This is a genomic window from Streptomyces cupreus (genome assembly GCF_014257025.1).
GTDB lineage: Bacteria > Actinomycetota > Actinomycetes > Streptomycetales > Streptomycetaceae > Streptomyces > Streptomyces cupreus.
The window spans coordinates 231,952-252,146 of record NZ_JACMSF010000004.1 but is presented as its reverse complement, the minus strand read 5'-3'; the positions used below and the strand labels follow the sequence as shown (position 1 = coordinate 252,146).

The window sequence follows — 20,195 nt, the reverse complement described above, 5'->3', positions numbered from 1 at the left end:
CCCCTATGCCCCCTGATCCCGCGCCGGGAACAGCCCGGCGTGCCATCTCCCCAATCGACCTCCGAGTTGAGGCCGCGACCGGCCACGACATAGACACCCTCTGGGCCTATCGCGACCGCGGCGTCCTCGACGAGCCGCGCGCACGCCTGGTCGACCGGCACCGCGCGCTGTCCAAGGCCGAGACCAGCGTGACCTTCCACCGACAACTCCTGAACCGGCTCACCAGCGGCGAGTTTCCCGTCGACTCCGCCCTGCTCACTCGGATCGACCGCGCGGCGCATCAGCTGGAGGAGGCCGCCGGTGAACGCGACGCTGCAACGGCCCGAGCGATCGCAGCCCTGGAGCCGATCGAGGATGTCGCCCGCACCACTCAGCCGGACGGTCACGAACCGCTTCCGGCAGCCGACCAGGCGGCGCTGCTGGCCATCGCCGGCGGCGCCAAGCTGCACGAGCATCTCCTGTCCGGCCGGATGTCCGTGGCCACTGCCTCCGGCACCCGGGTCCCGTACACCCACCTGCAGCGGCTCGAGGCGGCCGGGCTGGTCTCCCGGGACACCAGCCATCCGGTCCACGCCGGGCAGCCGGTCGCCTTGACCGACGCCGCCCGCGCCGCACTGGCCGACAGCCGCCGCCCGCCCTCGACCGCTGCCCCGGCCAGTGCCCGGCCCGGCGCCTGGCCGACCGCCGCCAGCCGCCGCCGCTGACCCCCGCCCACCTAGCGAAAGGCCCTATGTCCCCGCCCGAACCGGACTTTCGGCTGGACGACTTCGAGGCCGCCGACGAGCGGACCGAGGAGGCGTTCTCGCACACGATCGGGATAGAGCACGACATGCTCACCGCACTCGCCGAGCACCACACCCCCGACGGGTCGCAGAGCTACTACGTCCTGCACAACGGCGCCGTCACCTGGGGCATCCCCGGTGAACCGCAGCTCGTCGCACTGCACCTGCAGCGGGACATGGAGCGACGGACGTTCCGCTTCGAGCACGCACAACTGCCCCTGCCCGCAATGGCGCAGTCCTGGCTCATTCACCGCGGCTGCCCACCAGATGCCATCGGCCTCATGCGCGGCATGGGAACCGCGCCTGCGGATGAGACGACCCGCGCGCTGGAGCAGCGGCTCATGGGCGACGGAGATCACTTCGCCCTCCTGCACAGCTACACCCGGGACGACCCCGACGACATGACCACCGTCGTAGTCCTGCGCGCCCTCGACGACCAGCGCAGTCCCGCGCCGTTCCGTGTGCTGCACGAGGAAGCGGACACCGACGCGGGGACCCACACCCTGCGCGAGGGCGGCTTCGCCACCGTCGCCGAAGCCCTCCAGTGGTGCGACAAGCGCCTGGGCGGAGAGGTCGCCCCTTTGCCACCCGTCCGGCTCATGGCCCGCTCCACCGGGCCCTCAGGCACGGCGCCGGCACCCCCTGCGCAGCGCCCGCCAGGCCGAAACCGCTGACCCTCAAATCCGCTGAACGGGCCGAAACATAGCCGACGATCGCCGGTTAGCCAAACCGGCGAATCCGTGGACTCTTATACCGCCGCCGGGGCGAAAGCCCTGTCCGCCTCTCTCAGCATTCCCATTCCCTGCACGGAGGTTACTTCCGCATGCGCTCCACCCGAATAGCGATATCCGCCGCGATGCTCGGCGCACTCGCTCTGCCGTCGCTGTCCGCCCCCACCGCCAGTGCGGCCACCGTGGCAACAGCCAGCAGCTGCTACAACCTCCCGCCGCTCCCGTACACGGTCCACACGAAAGCCGTGACCATCCGCTCCAAGGCGTCGGTGAAGTCCACCAGCCTGGGCATCCTCTACCGCGGTCACAAGTTCACCGTCCACAAGACCAGTGGGAACTGGCACTACATCACCGACAAGACCACCGGTGTGAAGGGCTGGGTTTCCGGCACCTACGTCTACCGTGACGTCCGCATGTGCCTCGACTGAGCAAAGCCCTCAACTCCGCGCACAAATGGATGAGTTGATCCGTCCCCATTCGCTGCTCTTCTCCATGGAAGGCCAGCATTTCCCGTGCCTTTTGAAAAGGAGTTCTCTGTGTCCGACGGCATAGAGGATGTCGTGGGCGTGCTCACCGAACAGATCGAGCGCCGCTTCGAGATGAGCATGGACGAACTGACCGCCGCGGTCGCCGCAGCGCCGGACGCGAACCCCGAAGCCACCGACATCGTCAAGTGGCACGGGCTCCTCACCGAGGCCCAGGCGGCGCTCGGGCGTGCCGAGGACGACCTCCTCGCCGCGCTTCAGAGGCAGCCCAGCGAGGTAGACGACCCGACGCTGGACCTCGCTCACCGCGTCAATGCGGCCGTGACCACGCGTGACGGGCGGGCCCTGGTCGTGCGCTGGCTCCTTGACCCCGACGCTCCGGGGAAGAAGGACCTCGCTGCCGAGCGTCTGGCCCGCCTCAATCGTCGGTCCCGCCCGGGCCCGGCTGTGCCCACCAGCGCGCCGGTTGCCCGGCCCGCGACGGCGCCCGCCACCGGCCGAGGAGCCCTGCCGTGAACGTCCGCGACAAGCCCTGCACTCAAGACGGCAGGCTCCGGGAAGTCTTCGGCGCCCCGGTCGCCGACCTGTACGAGACGGCCGCCGGCCCGGACGCCTCCGCCGCGCTGACCCGGGCGCTTGAGATCCGCTCGTTCCTGGCCCTGGCCGAGGAACAGGTCGCCCGGATCTGCCAGCGCGTGCACGAGGCGATGGCGCCCGAGCACGACATGGACGAGCTGTCCGCGGACCAGCTGCGGATGGACGCGCAGTGGCTGGAGGCGGCGCTCAGCGCCCGCGACGGCTACCGCACCGCCCTCGGCGACCTGCTGCGCACCATGCCGCCGCCGGGCCAGCAGACCCGACCGGTCCGCATGACCCAGCAGACGATCACCACCACCCTGCCCCCTGCCACCGCCGCCCCGGCACCCCAGCGTGCCGGGGCAGCCCGGGAGCGCCGACCGTGAAAGACCCCGCCGCTTGCCCCACCCCACGTCCGCCCAGATCGGCTCACGCATCGAGGAGTTGTACGGCGCTTCGCTGACCGACCTCGAAGCCCACGCCCAGGACCAGCCGCCCGGCATGCTCGCCGCCCTCCTTGGCAGCCACGACCGGCTCGCTTTCGCCGAGCAGACCATCACCTTCTACCGCGAGCGGCTCAAGCAGCTCGTCCATCCCGAGCGGCAGATCGGCACCTTCGAGGTGTCGCACATCTTCGACTGCGCGCGCCGCCTCGCCGAAGCCGTCGCTGCCCGCGACACCCAGGCCGCCACCACCCAAGCGGTCCTGCAGAGCCTCGGCCGCACGGACGCGCCGGCATCGCCCACCGCTTCCACGCCTTGTGCTGTTCCCGCTCCGCCCGTGCCGACCGTGAGCGCTGCCCCGAGCCGCTGACCGATCGGGCCCAAGCCCTTCCTCACCCAGGAGTCCCCCCCTTTGGCCACCACAGGTCTGCCACCCGCCGTCGATGCCGACGTCGCCCGGGTCACCGAAGCCCTCCACATGATCACCCCGCGCTGGAACGTGCGAATCCTGCTGGCCCTGAACGAGCCGCCGCAGCGCTACACGCAGATCGCGAACAAGCTGCCCTACCTCCACAGCGGTCAGCTGCACCCGAAGATCCGCTCGCTGTGCGACGCCGGCCTCATCGAGCGCACCGAGCACTCCGCCCACCACGTCACCTACGGCCTGACCCAGCGCGGCCGACAGCTCCTGCCGGTGCTCGGGGCGATCGCCGCCTGGGCCGAGGAGCACCTGGAGCAGCCGGAGCAGTCGCTGTCCGCGATCGAGCAGATCGAGGACAGCCTCACCCTCCTCACCCGCCGGCAGGCTCCGGCAATCCTGTGGGTGCTCAAGGCCCGTCATGAGGTCAGTGCCCGGGCCCTGGCCCGCATCGTCATCCCCGACGGCTACTGGACCAGCATCTACCCGCCGCTGCGCCAGCTCATGGACGACGGCCTGGTGGTGACCGCGGGCAAGGGCCAGCCCTACCGCCTCTCGCCGGGCGGTGACGGACTCGGTCATGTCTTCGGCGCGCTGTCCATGTGGGCTGCCGGACGGCCGATGGACCACGCGGCGAGGCACCCGCTCTGGGGCCGGCTGGATCGCAGGGCCATGACCGCTCCTGGGACGTGGGTCAGCCACCCGTCCCGGCTTCCGGTCCCCTCCGCCCGTCCGGCACCCGCTGTGCAGACCCAGCCTGCCCATCGCCCGGCCTGGCAGAACGGCGACCTGTTCTCCCACGCCACAGCGCCCCGCCCGATACCCGCCCTGTTGGCCGGAGGGGTCCGCCGATGATGCCAGCCCTCTCTCCCCAGCAGTTGCAGGTCGCGTGTACAAAGCTGTCCTCGGCTGGCCTGATTCGCCTGGTCAGCGAGATCGACGACCATGGGGCCATCCCGCCCCGCGCGCTGGCATGCACCCTCACGGACCTCACCAGGGACCAGATCCGGCAGGCCACCGAGCAGGCGGACGCACTCGGACTCCTCGACCGCTCGCATTCCGGCCTCGGGCTCACCCCGGCCGGAGGGGACCTTGCCGACCTCTACGACGCGACCGCCCGCTGGGCCCGGCGCAACAACTACCCGGCGTCGGTCTGCGACTTCGCCGGGCGTATCCGCCACACTTTCGCCCTGCTGGGCGAGGCGGCCGCGAATCCTCGCCCCACGGAGGGCGAGGCCGACGCCGAACTCGGCCGCGTCCACCGGCTGCTGGCCGAGTGGGTCTGCACGCACCAGCCCCCGCAGATCCGCGGCGACCACGGCGTCGCCGCGTGACGCCGGACGCCGTGGGGCGTTCCACTGCCGGCCTCAGGCGCAGGATCTATCTGCCGCGCGGGGCGGATGCCGCCGCCTTCGCGATGACCACCTACGGCATCCCCCTGCTCGTCCTTGCCACCACCGGATCGGCGGCTCTGACCGGGCTGGCCTTCGCGCTGGAGTGGATCCCGAGGATCGGGGCGTTCACCGTGGCCGGCACCCTCGTCGACCGCTACGGCACGGCCCGCATCTTCCGTGTCACCTGCCTCGCGCGGGCCTTGGCCGTGCTCGCCGCCGCCGTCATTCTCACCGTCCTTGAAGCCCGAACCCCGGCTGCGACGGTCACGGTGATGCTGCTCGCCGCCTCAACCGGTGTACTCACCGAGTTCAGTTTCGTAGCGGCTGAAACGGCCGGCAGTGAGGCCAGCCGGAAGGCCGGCGACAGGGCGCACCGGGTGCAGTCCGTCCTGCTGGGGATCGACCAGACCGCGACTCTGGCCGGGCCAGCGGTCTCCGGCCTGTTGCTGGAGCACGGCGGACCGGCCGCCATGCTCGGCACGCTCGCAAGTCTTTCCCTCCTCGCTGCCGCACTCAGCTCCCGCATGGGCACGGCGCCGGTTGGCGTGGCTTCTGCCAAGCGAGGGCTGCGCGCGGGTTGGGCAACGCTGGGTTCGCTGCCGGCCCTCGCCTGGCTGGTGGGCGGCCTGGTCGTCTCCAACGGAGCATTGGCCCTCCTGCAAGCAGCCGTGCCGGTTGTCATCGTCACCGCGCTGGACCACTCCAGCGCGGATGCCGGACTTATCTGGTCCGCCGCAGCCGTCGCTTCCCTGCTCGCCATCACAGCATCCCGCCGCGCGATCGACCGCTGGGGCCTGTGGCCGGTCGGCGCCGTGGCCGCCACGGTCGCAGCCGCAGCGACGTTCGCCGTCGCCCAGGCCGACACCTACCGCGGCTACCTGCTCCTGGTCGCTGTCGTGATGGCCGGCGAGGGGAGCCTCACGGTCGTCTTCCGTACCCTGCGCTCCCGTCTGATCCCGCCCGAGGTGTTCGGCAGCACCCTCGCCGTGACGGTCCTTCTGCTCCTGCTGCCCTTCCCCGCCGCTGGCCTGCTCGTCGCGGCCGTGCCACCCGCGCAGCTCGGGCACGCCATCACCGTTGGCGCCGTCCTGCAGGCCCTCGGCTTCGCGGTCGCCTTCGCCCGCCTGCGCACCCTCCCCGCGCTGCGCACATCGCCGGCCTGACCCTCCCGGGCACGAGAGGCGCCTTCGTCGCTCATGTCCACCATCACGGAGGGGCGGCCGTCGTTCAGCGAGCAGTTCCACGCCCTCAATGCCGGCCGCCCCTGGGTGTACCGGGCTCTGGAGCGGCTCGCCGTCCAGCGCCTCGCGACCGGCGCGACACGGGGCGGCATGAAGGCGCTGTTCGAGGCCCTGCGTTGGCGCCACCCGCGCGGCGTGAAGGGCCTCAACAACAACTACACCGCGCTCTACGCGAGACGGCTGCTCGACGCGCACCCGGAGTGGGCCTGCGCCATCGAGGTCCGCCGTCGGCGCAGCCCGTGACCAACGACCGGCACAACCCATCCGCCACCACATCCTCCGAGGAGCCTTCTTGTCCGACCGTCCTGTCGTCCTGGTCGTGGCTGCGGCCGACATGGAAGCCGAGGCGTATCGCCGCTACTGCCTTGAGTCCGTGTCTGCCGCCTACGACGTCGTCCTGATCACCAGCGATGAACCCTCGTGGGAGGTGCCGTTCATCCGGGACTGCGTGGTTGTGCCCGACCCCACCGACCAGGCGGCGCTGTCCGCCGCTGGCCGGACCCTGGCCGACCGCTACGAACTGGCCGGCGTGTTCACCTGGACCGAGTGGTACCTCGTCCCGGTCGCCCGCCTCGCACGCCAGCTCGGCCTGCCCACCACGGCGCCCGAGGTGATGCAGGCATGCCGCAACAAGGCCACCGCGAGGAGCCTGTTCGCCCGCCATGGTGTCCCCTCGACAGCATCGGTGAGCGTGCGCACCCGCCAGGAGGCGCAGGTCGTGGCTGAGCGGATCGGCTACCCGGTCGTCCTGAAGCCCGCCGCGCACGCGGCGAGCATGGGCGTGATCCGCGTGGACCGCCCCGAACAGGTCGCCGCCGCCTACGACTTCGCCGCCCGGGCCGCCGGCCTGGGGACGGAGAGCACGAGCGTGCTGGTTGAGGAGTACCTCGACGGACCCGAGGTCTCGGTCGAGTGCGTCACCTACCGGGGCGAGACCACCGTGGTCGCGGTCACCCGCAAGACTGTCAGCGCACCCCCGTTCTTCGAAGAACTCGCCCACTCGGTCGACGCGTCTGACCCGCTGATCGACGTAGTGGCCCCAGCGGCGCGGGCCACGCTCTGCGCGCTCGGCATTACCGACGGCGTCAGCCACGTCGAGATGCGCCTGGTGCACGGCCGGCCCCGGCTCATCGAGGTCAACGGCCGCATCGCAGGGGACCTGATCGGCTACCTGGTGCGCCTCGCCACCGGCATCGACCTGCCCCGTGTGGCGGCCGACATCGCCTGCGACCGCACCCCCGACCTCACCCCCACCCAGCGCTCGGCCGCCGCGATCCATCTGATCTACCCCGAGACCTCCGGCACCCTCACCGCCCTGCGCTTCGACGGTCCCCGGCAGCCGTGGCTGGAGCAGATCTCCTTCCAGCGCAGCGTCGGCGACCGGCTGTTGCTCCCGCCCGAGGGAGACATGTTCTCTGCCCGGATCGGCTTCCTGATCACCACAGGCGCCTGCGCCGAAGACGCCCGGCACCGCGGCCAGGAGGCGCTGCGCGCCCTCACCTTCCACGTGGCTCCCGACCAGAACGGCCAGGGCACGGGGGCGGACTTCCTCGCATGAAGACGGCACCCCTCACGGCCCGCCGCAGCCGTGGCCTGCTGACCGGCTACTTCCTCGGCCTCGGCGTGGTGATGGCCATCTGGGGCGCCCGGATGCCGGCCGTTCAGCAGGCCGCCCACCTGAGCACCGCACACCTGGCCCTGGTACTGCTGGCCGCCGCGCTCGGCATGGTCGCAGGACTCCAGGCTGGAGGACGTCTCGCCCAGCCAGCGCTCTTTCCTGCCCTGCTCACCTCGGGCGCCGCCGGCCTTGCCGTATGCCTCGCCCTCCTGGGCCAGTGCGACAGCCTGCCGTCCCTCCTCACCGCCGCCCTTGCGTTCGGTATCGCGCACGGTGTGCTGGACGTGGCCGTCAACTCCGCGGCGGTGCGCTGCCAGAACGCCGCCGGCAGACCCATCATGTCCTCGCTCCACGCCGCCTACTCCATCGGCGCCCTCGTAGGAGCCGTTCTGGCCGCCGTCACCGCCCACACTGCGCACAACACCCTCTTCCTCGCCACCGGCCTGGCCCTCACATGCGCCGCGCTCGCTGCCGCCCCCGCAACCCGATCCCTGAACGGCACGGATCAACCAGATGCACCCGCCGGCCCCGGGCAGAGCGAGGCGCGGCCAGCACTCTCCTCCGGGAAGCTGTGGCTGCTGGGCGCACTGGCCGCCTCGTGCCTGCTGGGGGAGGGAGCGGCAGCCGACTGGGCCGCCGTCCACCTGCACAGCCTGGATGCCTCAACGGCCGTGAGCGCAGCCGCGTTCGCCCTCTACAGCGCGGCCATGGCCACCGGACGACTCACCGGAGACCGGCTCACCACAGCCTTCGGCGCCCCCTCGGTCGTACGGGCCGGCGCACTCCTTGCCGCGGCCGGGCTTGCCACCGGCGTCGTCACCGCTAACACGCCGCTGGCGCTGGCCGGCTGGGCCCTGTTCGGGCTCGGCCTGTCCATCACCGTTCCCTGCCTGATCACGGCTGCCGGAGTCGGCGGCCCACGGGCCGTGGCCACGGTCGCCGTCACCGGCTACCTCGGCCTGCTCGCCGGACCTGCCCTCATCGGCGCCCTCGCCACCGTCACCACCCTGTCCACCGCACTGCTGCTGCCCGCCCTGCTCGCAGCCGCCGTCGCAGCCCTGGCCCATCGAGCCCTGGAGAAACCCACCCCTTGACCCCCACCACCGCGAACCCCGCCCTCGACGCTGTGATCCTCGACTACAACGGCGTCATCGGCATCCAACCCGAGACCGAGCAGTGGCGTCACCTCGCCCGCCTCGCCAACCGGCCCGACGACATCGCCTCGTTCCAGAACGCCTTCTGGAACGCCCGCGAGGCGTACGACGCCGGCCAGCTCAGCGACTTGGCGTACTGGGCCCGCGTACTCGGCTACCACCCCGGCCCGCGCATGCTGCGCGAACTGCGCGCCGCCGACACGGCCATGTGGACCACGGTGGACCACCGCGTTGTCTCCGTCCTACGACGCACCCACCAGCTCGGGCTGCCGATGGTGCTGCTGTCCAACGCCCCGCACCCGCTCAGCGATGTCCTCGACACCCACGACTGGTGCCGCGAGCTGATGACCCAGGCCCTGTACTCAGCCCGGCTGCAGGTGTGCAAGCCGGACCCGGCCGCCTACCGACAGGCCCTGGACGCCACCGGCGCCGCAGACCCGCAGCGCGTGCTGTTCGTCGATGACCGGGCGGACAACTGCCGCGCCGCCGCACGCCTCGGGCTGCGCACGCAGCACTACACCGGCCAGCCCGCCCACCTGGAAGCAGCACTGCTGCCCCGCACCAGCTGACCCGACCCCGAACACCTACATCTCAGGACCCGCGTGCCAACCCACGACGACCTACACACCATCGACGGGGACGTCTACGTCTCCCCGCGCTATCTCGCCGGCACCACCGGGATCGGCGACCCCGCCCTCGCGCCCCTTCTCGACCTCGGCTGGGAACTGGAGAACGACGACCTCGGCAACGCCTACGTCCACGCACCCGACCGCAAGGTCCGCCTCGGCTACCTGCCCGAAGGCGAGGACGACGGACTGTGGCGCATCAACGCCTACAGCGATCCCTTCGGCCCGCCGGCCTGGGGCCTCTGCTTCAACGACTCCTGCCCGACGGAGTTCGTCACCGCGTTCACCACCGCGCTCGCCAAGGCGTACGAGCAGGGCCCGACCGCCTACCTCGCGACGCCGAAGCCGGGCAGCACGGACCGCGACCCGTTCCTCGCCGCCGTACCACTCATCAACCGCGGCTGGCAGATCGACCACCCCCGGTGGGGCGTCTTCGCGATCCATTCGCCCGACGGCTACGCAGGGCTGGAGTTCACCACCGGACGCCTCAACCCGCAGACGGAGTTGACCACCCGCGACGCCCGCTGGCAGCTGTGGGCCGGCACCTCGATCGACCGCCCGGCCTGGTACGCCACCGCCAGCACCGACACCCCCGTGGCCCTGATCAAGGCCGTCACCGAGTGCGTGTCCGATCCCGCGCCGCTGCCCCGCTGGCGGGAGGAAACGTACAGCTACGTGAAGGGCATGGCCCAGCTCACCCCGGTCATCCCACCCCGGTCCTCGGCCCCGACACCGCTCGACGTCCAGCGTGCCGCCGCCCGCCGCCCGGCCGCCCTTCCTGCTTCCAGCGTCCCGCGCTGGAGTACCACCAGCCGGCCCGCTCTGCCCGGCCCCGGCCGTTGACCACCTGCCACCTCACCGTCCGAACGGAGGCATTCGCTTGGCCCTGTACGCCCGCGAGTTCTTCATGGAGCACCTGAAGCTCCCGTTCACCGAGGCAGGAGTTGTCGGCAGCACCTACTACGCGACCCCCGTTCCCGGTAGCCCGCTGAGGCTGCGAATCGACTTCGCCCGGACCATCCGCGCAGACGAGTACAACGGCCTGCGCCTGGCCACCATCCACCAGGACAGAGGCGAACTCGACGCCGCGGTGCTGCGGTTCGAGGACCACAAGACCTTCGACCACCGCGACGCATCTCAGGACCGCAGTCCGAGGGAATCTGGGTACGGCACCTTCCAGGAGTTTCGCGACCGTCCCGACTGGGTGCCCTGGGAACACGCCCACACAGACGGACTGCGCAACGCCATCGAGCAGTACGTCTCCGTCTGGTTCCCCGGCGCCTGGAAGACGCCCGCGCCGTCACGTACCTCGGGCCGCACCGCCCGGAAGGCCCCGTCACCGCCGACCGCCCGCAGCGGCGCTCGCTCCCGCTGAACCGTCGCAGCCCCGCGCTGCCGCCCCTTCGTCATCCTCTTCTTCGTTAAGGAGTTCCTGCTTGCGCGTCACCCCTGCCCGCCGCCTTCCCGTTGCCGCCGCCGCCGCCGTCGCCGCGGCGGTGACCAGCACCCTCACCTGGGCCCCGACCGCAACTGCCCAGCCGACCGAGCCGACGCCCTCCGCTGCTGTCACCGACACGCCCCAGCCCGACGCGGGCAGCATCGGCATTGTCAAGAAGGATCCGGCCGGCGACATCCTTGAAGGCGCCGCCTTCCTCCTCCTCGACGCCGCCGGCCAGGAGGCCGGCAGCGGCACCACCGACGCCGAGGGGCAGCTGACCTTCATCGGTCTCGCCCCCGGCGTGTACCGGCTGAAGGAGACGACCTCAGGCAGCCCGCTCCACGATGTCGTCGCTGACCAGGACGTCATCGTCACCCCCGGCGCCACCGCCCGCCTGACGATCGTCGACCCGTTCAAGCCCGCCCAGGTCCTGCTGAAGGCCAAGGACAACGAGACCGGCAAGCTCCTGCCCGGCGCCACCGTGAACATCGGCAGCGGCGAGAAGACCCTGCTCACCCTCACCACCGGCCCGAAGGGCACCGCTACCGGCGAACTCGCTGTGCCCAGCCGCAAGGCCGAGTTCTGGGTCAAGCAGGTCAAGGCCCCCAAGGGCTACGAACTCTCCAAGCCCGTGAAGACCTTTACTGCCGGACCCGGCGCCCCGGTCACCGTGACCGTCACCAACACCAAGACGGCCACCACGCCCAAGCCCACCGAGAAGCCGACGGACCAGCCGACCGCTACCCCGTCGATGCCCACGGACAGTCCGGCCGGGAGCACTTCTGGCGGGTCAACGTCCAATCCGCCGGCCACTGGCACACCGGACACTGACTCCTCGGTCATCTCGTCAGCGGACGGGACGGATCCCGCGTCACCGAAGACTCCGGTCGGTTCCCTTGCCCACACCGGCGCCGACGCCACCCCGTGGATCCTCGGCGGTGCCGGACTCATGCTCGTCGGCGGCATCGGCGCGATTGTCGCCGCGCGTCGCCGTACGGGCTCCCAGCCCGAGCAGGACGAGAACGCCGACACGAACTGACCGGCCTTCCCTCATGCCAGGCCCTTGGGACCGAGTCCCGGGGGCCTGGCGCGCATCCATGCTCTTGCGCCAATCGTGGGGCTTGGGGGAAGCACGTTTCCGTAGCGCTGAGTGGGCGCAGCGTGTTCCTTACAGCCGGCCTGCTGCACCACCGCATCCGCAACCTCGGCATGAGCAGCGCCCAGCTCGCCGATGAAGCCATCCTCCCCGAACCTCTGGTCATCGCCCGGCTCGACGGGCCCCCGTCACACCCTCCCAGCTCCTGCGCTGCGCCCCGGCCCTGCAGTTGTCCGAGGACGTCCTGCTTGCCGCGCTGGAGGGCAAGCGAGACACCGAGTACTGGCCCCTGCCTGTTCCGCCACCGGACCAAGCAGGGCCGTCCTGAGTGACCAACCGCGGCTGGACACGTCGGACGCCCCCGGAGAGCCCCTCCACACTCGTAGGCCCACAGGCCGTACGACCGGGGATCACGCACGACGGAACCTCGACTGTGTTCAGGTTGGGGGCCTGGTTGCTGGTGTTCGGCACGGCTGGCCCAGTCGATGCGGCAGCACCTAAAGGCGCTCGGCGTCACTCTGACCGCCTATTGCCGGACCTTGCGGGCCGGAGGCGACGGGGTTGCGAGCGGCGGAGCCGAGGGCTCCGGCGGTGTCGGCTGCCGGCGCTGAACGGCCGGCTCGGCGCGCCTCGCCCCACCAGCCGACCCCCGTCAGCACCAGGGTGAGGCCGACTCCGGCCAGGATGGCCGTGGACGGTGCCACCGCCTTGAGGAGGGCACCGGCGAGCGACCCTGTCGCCGCGTAGCCTGCACCCGCCGCCGCGTACATCAGGGAGTAACCTGCGGCCAGAGCGCCCGGCGGAAGCGCCTCGCGCAGGGACAGGTTGCGGGTGAGCATCGCACACGACTGGAGTGTGCCCCCCACGACCAGCGCGGCGGCGATCCCGGCCGGGTGAGGCGTTAGCGCCGCGAGGGTCACGCACGCCGATGTCCCGGCCATCAACACCAGGCTGCGGGTGCGCAGCCGCCCGGGCCAGGACCGAAGACCGTGGACGAAGGCGCCGAGCCCCCCGCCCACCGCCATTCCGGTGAGCAGGGGACCGGACCAGCCGACGCCGACGCCGCGCTGTTCGAGCAGGGCCGGCAGCACGAGTTCGGACAGACCGAGCAGGGCCAGACTGGCTGCGCCCGTGACGTACACCGGCCAGGCGCCGGTCAGGAGCCGCAGCAGCGACGCGCTCGTCCGGTCCTCGCCGCCCGTGTCGTCCGCGCCCCAACTGGCCGGAAGCAGCCACAAGCTCGCGACCGACGACGCCATCAGGGCGGCACCGAGAAACAGCGGGGCGGGAGATGCTGCACCGAGGGCCAGACCGGCAACCGCGGCCGGGGAGACGGCCCAGATGCCGGCCGTCAGTATCGACTCGACGGACAGAGCCTGCGCTGTCGCCCGCTCCGGGACGAGCACGGTAAGCAGCGTGCGCAGGCCACCGGTGGCAGCGGCCGGGGCGGCACCGGCGAGACACGCAAACCCGGCGAGGACCGCCGGATGCGCGTCGGGGAACACCCCGAGGCCCGTGAAGGCGGCGGCTCCGACTGCGAGCCCGACGGCCAGGTGAACTCGGGCGCGGTCGGGGCGTAGGCGCATCCCGAGGACGGGGGCGCCGATGATCTCGCCGATGACGTAGGCCGCCGCGAGGATCGCGCCCAGGGAGTAGCCGCTGGGGCGTTCGCGCACCAGGAAGACCAGGGCCAACGGGGCCATGGCCACCGGCATGCGGGCGCCGACGGTGGTACAGGACCAGATCAGGACCTGCCTCGAGGCGACGTCGCGGTAACTCATGGGACGACGCTAGAGGCCGGCACCGACAACGCCCCAGGGGATTTCCGGCGCCTGTGGATATCTCGTGGGCACCCGAGAACTCCTGAGCACCCCCTTCAAAAAGTCAGCCCTGAGCCACTTGCCCCGCCCGCCACGTGCCGACACCACGCCGAAGAGGTCAGGGGGAACGGCACCATGTCCTGTCGGCACAGGTCTTGTCAGTGGCACCTCATACACTCCGCTGATGCGACAGCCAAGGATGATGAGCACCCTGGCCCTGGCCCTCCCAGACACCAGAGCTCTCGGGTACGGCGTCTGCAAGGTCGCCCGCAGATCCAGTAGATCAACGGCACCATGCGCCAGAAGCGCTTCCGCGAGGTGGGACGGTCTCCGTTACGGATCTCGGAGAGGGTTCCACTATCGTCCGTGTCAACAGGGGGATTAGAGCTGTGCCTTCCGCTACTGGCTTGACTGACTTGCGCGAGCAGTGGATCCAGAAGATCTGCACGAGGATCGTCACCTCCAGCGGCCGCCACCCGTTGCTAGATCCGGCGCGAATCGTCGGCGACACGAGCGATCTGGATCTGATGCGGGCCCTTCTGGTTCTGCAGATCGCCGTCTTGGATGCGCGTGGCCGATCTACCGCGCACATCACCGGACTCCTGGCCGAGCACCCGGTCTTCGCCGATCCCAAGCCCGACACAGATCAGTTCGCCAGCCTGGTCAAGCATGTCCGCCAGCGTGTGGAATACGACGGAGTAACGGGTTCCGTCCTGCTGTTCGGCCTCGGCCTGCGTGCCGAGGACTTGGAAAGCGCGTACGCCCTTCTCCTGGACCACTGGTTCCGTCGGCGTTCCCGCGCGGCCACCACTGCCCAGGTAGTCAGAGACCTGGCCCGGCACTGGGGCGTGGAAGCCTCTCGCACCGTAGAAGCTGTGGTGCCTCGCTCACTCGCACCCCTGGAGGCGTGCTCCGACACCATCTGGTCCCGGCTGAAAACGGAGCCCGATACTCGTGTCCAGCATGTCGTGTCACGTGTCCTATTCGGGAAAGGCCACGAGGCTCAAGAGCTATTGATGAAGCAGTTTCCAGCCCGCGGTGTCAGGCATCTCTGGGAGCTGGGCTCACAGACGGCCAGCTGCACCGCAGCTAGAGGGTACTTTCGCGAGGCGATCCGCCACCCCCGGCTGAACTATGCTCAGCGGTCGGTCATCACCCGCGCCTTGGACCTGATCGACGAGCAACTCGAGGCGCTCGCCAAAGCGATAGGTTGCCTTAGCGCCACCGAGCGCGACCTGCTACGGCCCCGTACACAGCAGGAGCGCTTCCGGGACGCCTGCATCCTGACCTTCCTGAACCGGTCGCTCCACTTCCGAGACAGCTACCCCGTTAGCTCTTGTGTCCCCGACGCCCAGGCGGTACACGGCACATACGGCCCTCTGCCCTGGTGGAACATCGTCGTACGAACCGGGGAGGAGACGGAGGCCGCCCGCGCCGCACTCAGCGAGGGAGTGTTGCCCCTCGGTTTCGAGAGGGATCCCGGACACGCGAGTCGACTTCTGCTCATCTGCCGCAAGCCCAGAACGAAGTCCCTGGGTATGCGCGCTCACTTCGTCTTCGACCTGGACAACCCAGCCCACGCCTGCGAGCTGCTCCTCATAGCGAAGAGCTCCGGCGTCCCCATCGACCTCTATGCCGAATCACACAACGGGCAAGACGAATGGGACATTGAGTCCACCCACCTGGGCACGCTGTACGCGCCCATCGGCCCGGAACTCGCTGGCCTGGTCACGGAAGGGGCCATCGAAGCACTGACACGATCCTTGCCGGGCGCCCGTGACAGTGACCTCGACGAGCATGAGGGGATTGAGCCGCTCGTGGAGGCGTTGCGGCGTCTGCCTCCCGCGGGGGTCCAGTACTTCTCCTCGGGACGGCACATCACCGCATCGTCCCATCGCGACCTCGAAGGCGGGGTCGTAGCGCTGAAGGCCGACCCGCCGGTCGAGCTCTCTGGATTCTCCAGGGGCACCAAGAAGCGCCAGCAATCCAGCGGCTCGCGGGAGACGCGCACCAGGACCCCCCTGCCTCGCCCTCGGACGACTGGATTCGTGTACGTCCAGCGGAATCCTGCCTTCCCGGACATGCTTAAGATCGGCTACTCGGACCGGCTCGCAGAGGACCGCGCGAAGGAGCTGTACGGCACATCGGTCCCCTTCCCTTACGAGGTGCTCTTCAGGGCTCTCTCGTCCCGCCCTGAAGACGTGGAACGGGCTGTCCATCGCCTCCTCACTGCCCAACGGGTCAACGCAGACAGGGAATTCTTCCGCGTCACCCTTGAGACGGCTATCGAGGCGATCCGCCATTGCCAGGGTGAGGCAACCGGGATCACCACCTGGGAGCCGACACCTGCCATTCATCGCCTGCGCGCGGACGACCGAGTCGTCCTGCCACTGCGAGCCGGGCAGTTGTTCGCGCTCACGGCATACCCCCATCTGCTCAGTTCGTCCGCCGAGGTCCTCGACTTCTGGCAGGCCCACGCGGACGGTGATCTACTGGAAATTCACGCCACGCGCGACCCCGGGCATGTGGCCGGCATCAGCGACAACGATCCCGGTGCATTCGAGGACCCCGTTCCATTCCTCAATAGGGAAAAAACCGCACGGAACGGCATGCTCCACGGTCGGGAACGCATGGTCGCCGGCGACCGGCTGATCTGGTTCTCGGACGAAGAGGGGCCGACCGACGCCCGCGGCGTCGTCTTCGAAGCGGACGCCTTCTGCCAGGTCACCTACCGGACGGCAGCCATCCGACGGGGCCCGCTGGGAATTCCTCTACTGCTGAACGACCTTGACCGGGACATCCCCGACGCCATGGGAACACTCATCAGGGACGTCCTCGCACTAGACCCACCGCGCAGCTGGGCGCCCCGGAACCCTCAAGAAGAAGACGGGTGGGCGGTAGCGGCCACGGATCCCCAGCCGCCCGAGCGCTGGCTCCCCCAACTCGAACGACGGCGCAGGAACGTGCGCCGAGACCGATCCTGAACACCGTGAGGCACAGGAGCCAGCTCGACCTGACCAATCCCAGCGTACGCACTGAATCTCTGTCAGATCCCAAGCAAACCCGGCAAGTTCTTTTGCCAACCGATCCCGGTCGGCGCAGGTCAGCGGGACTCCAGCGACTAACGTCACCCCCAAGGACAAACTGCCGTCCGTCGACGACGAGTCCTCCCTCCGGGGAACTGCCCCTGCCATCCTTTCAGTCGCCATACTCGCGGTACTGGCGCTGCGGGAGGTCCTACTCGATCATCTGCCAATGAAGTTAGTCCTTGCAGGTCAGCGTCTTCCTTTGGGTCAACTTCGATGTCGACGGACAACAGTTCGTGTCCTCTGACGTCCAATCGAGTCGTTTGACAGCGAACCTAGTCGTGCGAGGTGAGCACGGGTCTGCTGCGCGATCGGGCGACATCTGAACTGGCTTGCCCTGTGGTGCGGTGGGAAGAATGTCGTTGTGCCCAAGCCCGATCCGAGAGAGTTCCGCGAGGGCTTCGTGCGGGTTGCGAGAAAGCGCGTGGCGTGCTTGAACAGCAGCAGAGGGTAGGGCGGCAGGTCGGTGACCTAGGAACGGGTGACGGCCCTGCTGCGCTCTCTGTCCACGGCTGTCCATGGCGCGGCAGGTGAGCGAGACGCTCCTTGTATGAGCCTCACTGAGAACCTGAGCGACGGGGCCGTGGCCGTGTTTGCAGGCGTTGTCATCGAGCTGATGCTGTGGGGCGGCCGCCAGTTACGCCGCCGCTTGCCGACAGACCCGCCGGAGCTGCCAGGACCAGATACGAAGGAGCACATGCGCATGGGACGCCCCGGTCAGCTCACCAAGCCGAATCTGCCGCCAGGCTCGCACCGGGATCTCATCAGCCTGCTGCATCACCTGCACTTGCTGGCCGGACTGCTGTCCGTACGGACGATCGCAGAGCTCGCCCGGCGGTCGCCCAGCACCGTACACAAGGCCCTCACCGGAACCGAACTCCCTGATCTGCACGTGGTGATGGCCATCGCTCTCGTCCTGGCAGACGCGGCCCGCAGTGACGATCGTGACCGCATCCTCGACGACGTCGACTCCCGCGTCGAAGCTATGTGGCTGGAGGCACAGCGCGAGGGGCGCCCGCCCGCTCCCAAAACCGTGCAGAGCGTCGTCGAGGAGACCTGGGCCGAGTTCTCCCGGGGCGAGAACCCCTGGGCCAACGTGATCCTCAACCCGGTGGATTACTCCCAGCTCGCACGGTGTCCCATCCTGTCCGTGAGCCTGCGTTCTGGTCTCGTCACGGTCCTCGTCTCCACCCCGGACTGGGACGCCTTGGGAACCGTGGAGGACCCCCAGGAATGGCACCTACTGTTCCAGACTGCAGTGATCAAGAAGCTCGACTACTTCCTCCACGTCTGGATCAAGTTGGTTCCCGGGTTCGACACCGTCGCGAATCCGTGCCCCAGGCTGACCCCCGTCGCGCCTCGTACGGCCTGACTGACGCGGCAGATCAACGGCCCTGGATCCGCGTGCGGGTTCGGGGCTTTGCCGCGAGGGCCGTGGTCAGCAGCTGCGTCAGGTCCTGGGTGACGGTGAGGGTGCGGTGCGGTCCTGTTTCTTGGTGTGACCTTGCCTCCCCGTACGGCGTGCCGTTGCAGTCCGTGACATGTGAGTGCCGACCGGTACAGCCACACACCCCCGGCCAGCGCACTCCTCACGACTAGGTTCGCTGTCAAAGAAGCCGAAACGCCTGGGCTGGCTGTCGAACGACTCGATTGGATGACAAGGGACAGTTCGCCCGGGGCAGACAGGAAAGAGCCGGGAAAGACTGGCCAACGCGCGTAGAACTATGTCAACGTAGACGACCTTCCCGGAAACAACCAGGTCAGAGAGGTGATTGTCCATGGCTGTGGCTCCCGTGAGCCACGGAGATGCCAGCCGATATCGTCCCCGTCGTGTCACACGTGCTGGAGCCTCCCGGCCCCTGTGAAGGACAAAGTCGAGTTGGCGTCAGGAGATTCCACACGGTACCGCGCTCCTTCTGCCCAACCTTGAGCGGCGCGACCTTCGCCGTCCTGTACGCCCTCTGCCTGTATGTAAGGAGACTTCCCGTGGAGCCCTCGGAGATGACCGTCGGTGACCTCATCGACCGCCTGTCCGCCTGCGACCGGACCGCGCCCTTGCGGCTGGCGATGAACCCGTTCTTCCCCATGGCCCATCGCCCGGCGCAGGTAGTCGAAGCGTGCGATGAGGCCGGACGGGCCGTCGTCTACCTGGCCGAGGGACGGGACGCGGACAGCCAGCTCGGGCATCTGCCGCCCGAGGTAGCCGTGGCCCTGACCTGGCAGGCCCCTGTCCAGGCGCCACCGCGCCGCCCCCGCCGTACCGCCCGCGGCCTGTAGATCCGCACCCAGCACCAGGAGGCGCCCCTGAACCCCAGCCACTCGCTCGGCCCGTCTACCCCGAACCGCGCTCAGCCCGCGTACTGGGTCGGCCCTCGACACCTCGCCGGTGACGACGGACGTCTCTACGACGCTGTCGCCGACACGCTGGCGGGCCTGAATTGGACGAGCCTGGCAATCGTCCGCGGACGCCAGGCGCCTGACGAGGCACTCGAGGACCGCCAGGTCCTGCGCAGTACCGTGCTCCACGTCAGCCCCGACACCCTGCGGTGGGCCCAATGGGTGCTGCCGGACGAGCCGTTTCACCTGGGCGGGCTGCCGATCGCCTGGCAGGTCTGTGCCCGTCAGGACGTGACCACGCCGCTCGCGCAGTGGTCCGCCTACTTCACCCCCGACGTCCCAGGCGAGGTCCTAGCCGAATTCCTCGTGGCGCTCGATGCCCGCGATCAGCCCACCGCCGCGTTCACCGGGCCAGAGCTGGTTCTCGACGCCGTCACCACGCACGGCTGGCTTCGCGACGTCGACCAGCTCGACGCCGGGGCGACGGATCCGACCTTCACCTCCCACCTCAGCCTCGGCGAGGTGCCGCCCCTCATCCAGGATGGCGACCCCCGTGCCCTGACCGTCGAGGCGGACGAGGCGGGGCCTGTCGGATGGCAGGCATGGGCAGAGCCGGTGCTGGGCGCGCCGTGCCTGTGGGCTGTGTCATTCAGCGCCAGCGTGCCGCACGACCTCGTCGCCGCCTTCGCCGCATCCCTCAGTTCCACCGCACCGGTCCTGCGCCGGGTGCTGCCCGAGAGCACGCGGGACCGACTCCTGCGCGCCCCGGCCAGCTGAGTGCCGGCGCACCGTTTGCATCCGACAGTCCGGTTTCCCGAGTCATTCGGGAGGCCGGGCTGTTTGCTGTTACCGGCTGGCTCCTACCTCTCCGCAGCCTCTTCCCCTGAAGGGTCCTGGCGCAGATACACCAACAGCGCCCCGGCCGTTCGCTTGGCCTGGGGCGCTGTGGC

At 69.6% G+C, this 20,195-nt stretch carries 22 protein-coding genes; 20 read left to right on the top strand and 2 right to left on the bottom strand.

What is annotated here, in order from left to right:
* Nucleotides 1-5: 5 nt before the first annotated feature.
* The 16 genes from H4N64_RS05820 to H4N64_RS05745 all read left to right on the top strand — a co-directional run bounded on the left by H4N64_RS05820 (nucleotide 6) and on the right by H4N64_RS05745 (nucleotide 11,945).
* Nucleotides 6-704 (top strand): hypothetical protein, encoded by a 699-nt coding sequence (locus H4N64_RS05820; protein ID WP_186281003.1) that lies wholly within the window; start codon nucleotides 6-8, stop codon nucleotides 702-704.
* 26 nt (nucleotides 705-730) lie between these two features.
* Nucleotides 731-1,456, top strand: a complete 726-nt coding sequence (locus tag H4N64_RS05815) for a hypothetical protein (protein ID WP_186281002.1) — start codon at nucleotides 731-733, stop codon at nucleotides 1,454-1,456.
* Between the two features lie 149 nt (nucleotides 1,457-1,605).
* Nucleotides 1,606-1,941, top strand: coding sequence for an SH3 domain-containing protein (locus H4N64_RS05810; protein WP_260859551.1), 336 nt, complete (start codon nucleotides 1,606-1,608; stop codon nucleotides 1,939-1,941).
* Between the two features lie 108 nt (nucleotides 1,942-2,049).
* On the top strand, nucleotides 2,050-2,514 hold the full coding sequence (locus H4N64_RS05805; protein ID WP_186281001.1) for a hypothetical protein: 465 nt from the start codon (nucleotides 2,050-2,052) through the stop codon (nucleotides 2,512-2,514).
* Complete coding sequence (locus tag H4N64_RS05800; RefSeq protein ID WP_186281000.1) at nucleotides 2,511-2,960, top strand: hypothetical protein; 450 nt, start codon at nucleotides 2,511-2,513, stop codon at nucleotides 2,958-2,960. Before H4N64_RS05805 ends, H4N64_RS05800 begins: the two co-directional genes overlap by 4 nt.
* 13 nt (nucleotides 2,961-2,973) lie before the next feature.
* Nucleotides 2,974-3,387: a hypothetical protein gene (locus H4N64_RS05795; protein WP_186280999.1), complete on the top strand. Its 414-nt coding sequence runs from the start codon at nucleotides 2,974-2,976 to the stop codon at nucleotides 3,385-3,387.
* 42 nt (nucleotides 3,388-3,429) lie between these two features.
* Nucleotides 3,430-4,290: a winged helix-turn-helix transcriptional regulator gene (locus H4N64_RS05790; protein WP_186280998.1), complete on the top strand. Its 861-nt coding sequence runs from the start codon at nucleotides 3,430-3,432 to the stop codon at nucleotides 4,288-4,290.
* Nucleotides 4,287-4,769, top strand: a complete 483-nt coding sequence (locus H4N64_RS05785) for a hypothetical protein (RefSeq protein ID WP_186280997.1) — start codon at nucleotides 4,287-4,289, stop codon at nucleotides 4,767-4,769. The genes H4N64_RS05790 and H4N64_RS05785 overlap by 4 nt, the downstream gene beginning before the upstream one ends.
* Before the next feature lie 83 nt (nucleotides 4,770-4,852).
* On the top strand, nucleotides 4,853-5,992 hold the full coding sequence (locus tag H4N64_RS05780; RefSeq protein ID WP_186281063.1) for an MFS transporter: 1,140 nt from the start codon (nucleotides 4,853-4,855) through the stop codon (nucleotides 5,990-5,992).
* Nucleotides 5,993-6,025: 33 nt separating this feature from the next.
* A complete protein-coding gene (locus tag H4N64_RS05775) occupies nucleotides 6,026-6,313 on the top strand; it encodes a hypothetical protein (protein WP_186280996.1) in 288 nt (95 codons plus the stop codon).
* A gap of 91 nt (nucleotides 6,314-6,404) precedes the next feature.
* Nucleotides 6,405-7,628, top strand: coding sequence for an ATP-grasp domain-containing protein (locus tag H4N64_RS05770; protein WP_186281062.1), 1,224 nt, complete (start codon nucleotides 6,405-6,407; stop codon nucleotides 7,626-7,628).
* A complete protein-coding gene (locus H4N64_RS05765; protein ID WP_186280995.1) occupies nucleotides 7,625-8,782 on the top strand; it encodes an MFS transporter in 1,158 nt (385 codons plus the stop codon). The genes H4N64_RS05770 and H4N64_RS05765 overlap by 4 nt, the downstream gene beginning before the upstream one ends.
* Nucleotides 8,779-9,411: an HAD-IA family hydrolase gene (locus tag H4N64_RS05760; protein ID WP_186280994.1), complete on the top strand. Its 633-nt coding sequence runs from the start codon at nucleotides 8,779-8,781 to the stop codon at nucleotides 9,409-9,411. The genes H4N64_RS05765 and H4N64_RS05760 overlap by 4 nt, the downstream gene beginning before the upstream one ends.
* 33 nt (nucleotides 9,412-9,444) lie before the next feature.
* On the top strand, nucleotides 9,445-10,311 hold the full coding sequence (locus H4N64_RS05755; protein WP_186280993.1) for a DUF317 domain-containing protein: 867 nt from the start codon (nucleotides 9,445-9,447) through the stop codon (nucleotides 10,309-10,311).
* 37 nt (nucleotides 10,312-10,348) lie between these two features.
* The gene (locus H4N64_RS05750) at nucleotides 10,349-10,843 is read left to right on the top strand and encodes a hypothetical protein (protein WP_186280992.1); all 495 of its coding nucleotides are present in this window, start codon (nucleotides 10,349-10,351) and stop codon (nucleotides 10,841-10,843) included.
* Between the two features lie 61 nt (nucleotides 10,844-10,904).
* Nucleotides 10,905-11,945, top strand: coding sequence for a SpaA isopeptide-forming pilin-related protein (locus tag H4N64_RS05745; RefSeq protein ID WP_186280991.1), 1,041 nt, complete (start codon nucleotides 10,905-10,907; stop codon nucleotides 11,943-11,945).
* 554 nt (nucleotides 11,946-12,499) lie between these two features.
* On the opposite strand, the gene H4N64_RS05740 is transcribed toward H4N64_RS05745, so the two are convergent.
* Entirely contained in the window at nucleotides 12,500-13,783 is a 1,284-nt protein-coding gene (locus H4N64_RS05740) for an MFS transporter (protein ID WP_186280990.1), read from the bottom strand.
* A 521-nt stretch (nucleotides 13,784-14,304) separates the two neighbouring features.
* A complete protein-coding gene (locus H4N64_RS05735; RefSeq protein WP_186280989.1) occupies nucleotides 14,305-14,601 on the bottom strand; it encodes a hypothetical protein in 297 nt (98 codons plus the stop codon).
* 237 nt (nucleotides 14,602-14,838) lie between these two features.
* On the opposite strand from H4N64_RS05735, the gene H4N64_RS05730 reads away from it, so the two are divergent.
* From H4N64_RS05730 to H4N64_RS05715, 4 genes are all read left to right on the top strand, one after another.
* Nucleotides 14,839-16,806, top strand: coding sequence for a GIY-YIG nuclease family protein (locus H4N64_RS05730; RefSeq protein WP_186280988.1), 1,968 nt, complete (start codon nucleotides 14,839-14,841; stop codon nucleotides 16,804-16,806).
* An 805-nt stretch (nucleotides 16,807-17,611) separates the two neighbouring features.
* Nucleotides 17,612-18,280: a hypothetical protein gene (locus tag H4N64_RS05725; RefSeq protein ID WP_186280987.1), complete on the top strand. Its 669-nt coding sequence runs from the start codon at nucleotides 17,612-17,614 to the stop codon at nucleotides 18,278-18,280.
* Nucleotides 18,281-18,909: 629 nt separating this feature from the next.
* Nucleotides 18,910-19,185, top strand: a complete 276-nt coding sequence (locus H4N64_RS05720; RefSeq protein ID WP_222108609.1) for a hypothetical protein — start codon at nucleotides 18,910-18,912, stop codon at nucleotides 19,183-19,185.
* A gap of 27 nt (nucleotides 19,186-19,212) precedes the next feature.
* Entirely contained in the window at nucleotides 19,213-20,022 is an 810-nt protein-coding gene (locus H4N64_RS05715) for an SPDY domain-containing protein (protein ID WP_186281061.1), read from the top strand.
* Nucleotides 20,023-20,195: the final 173 nt, after the last annotated feature.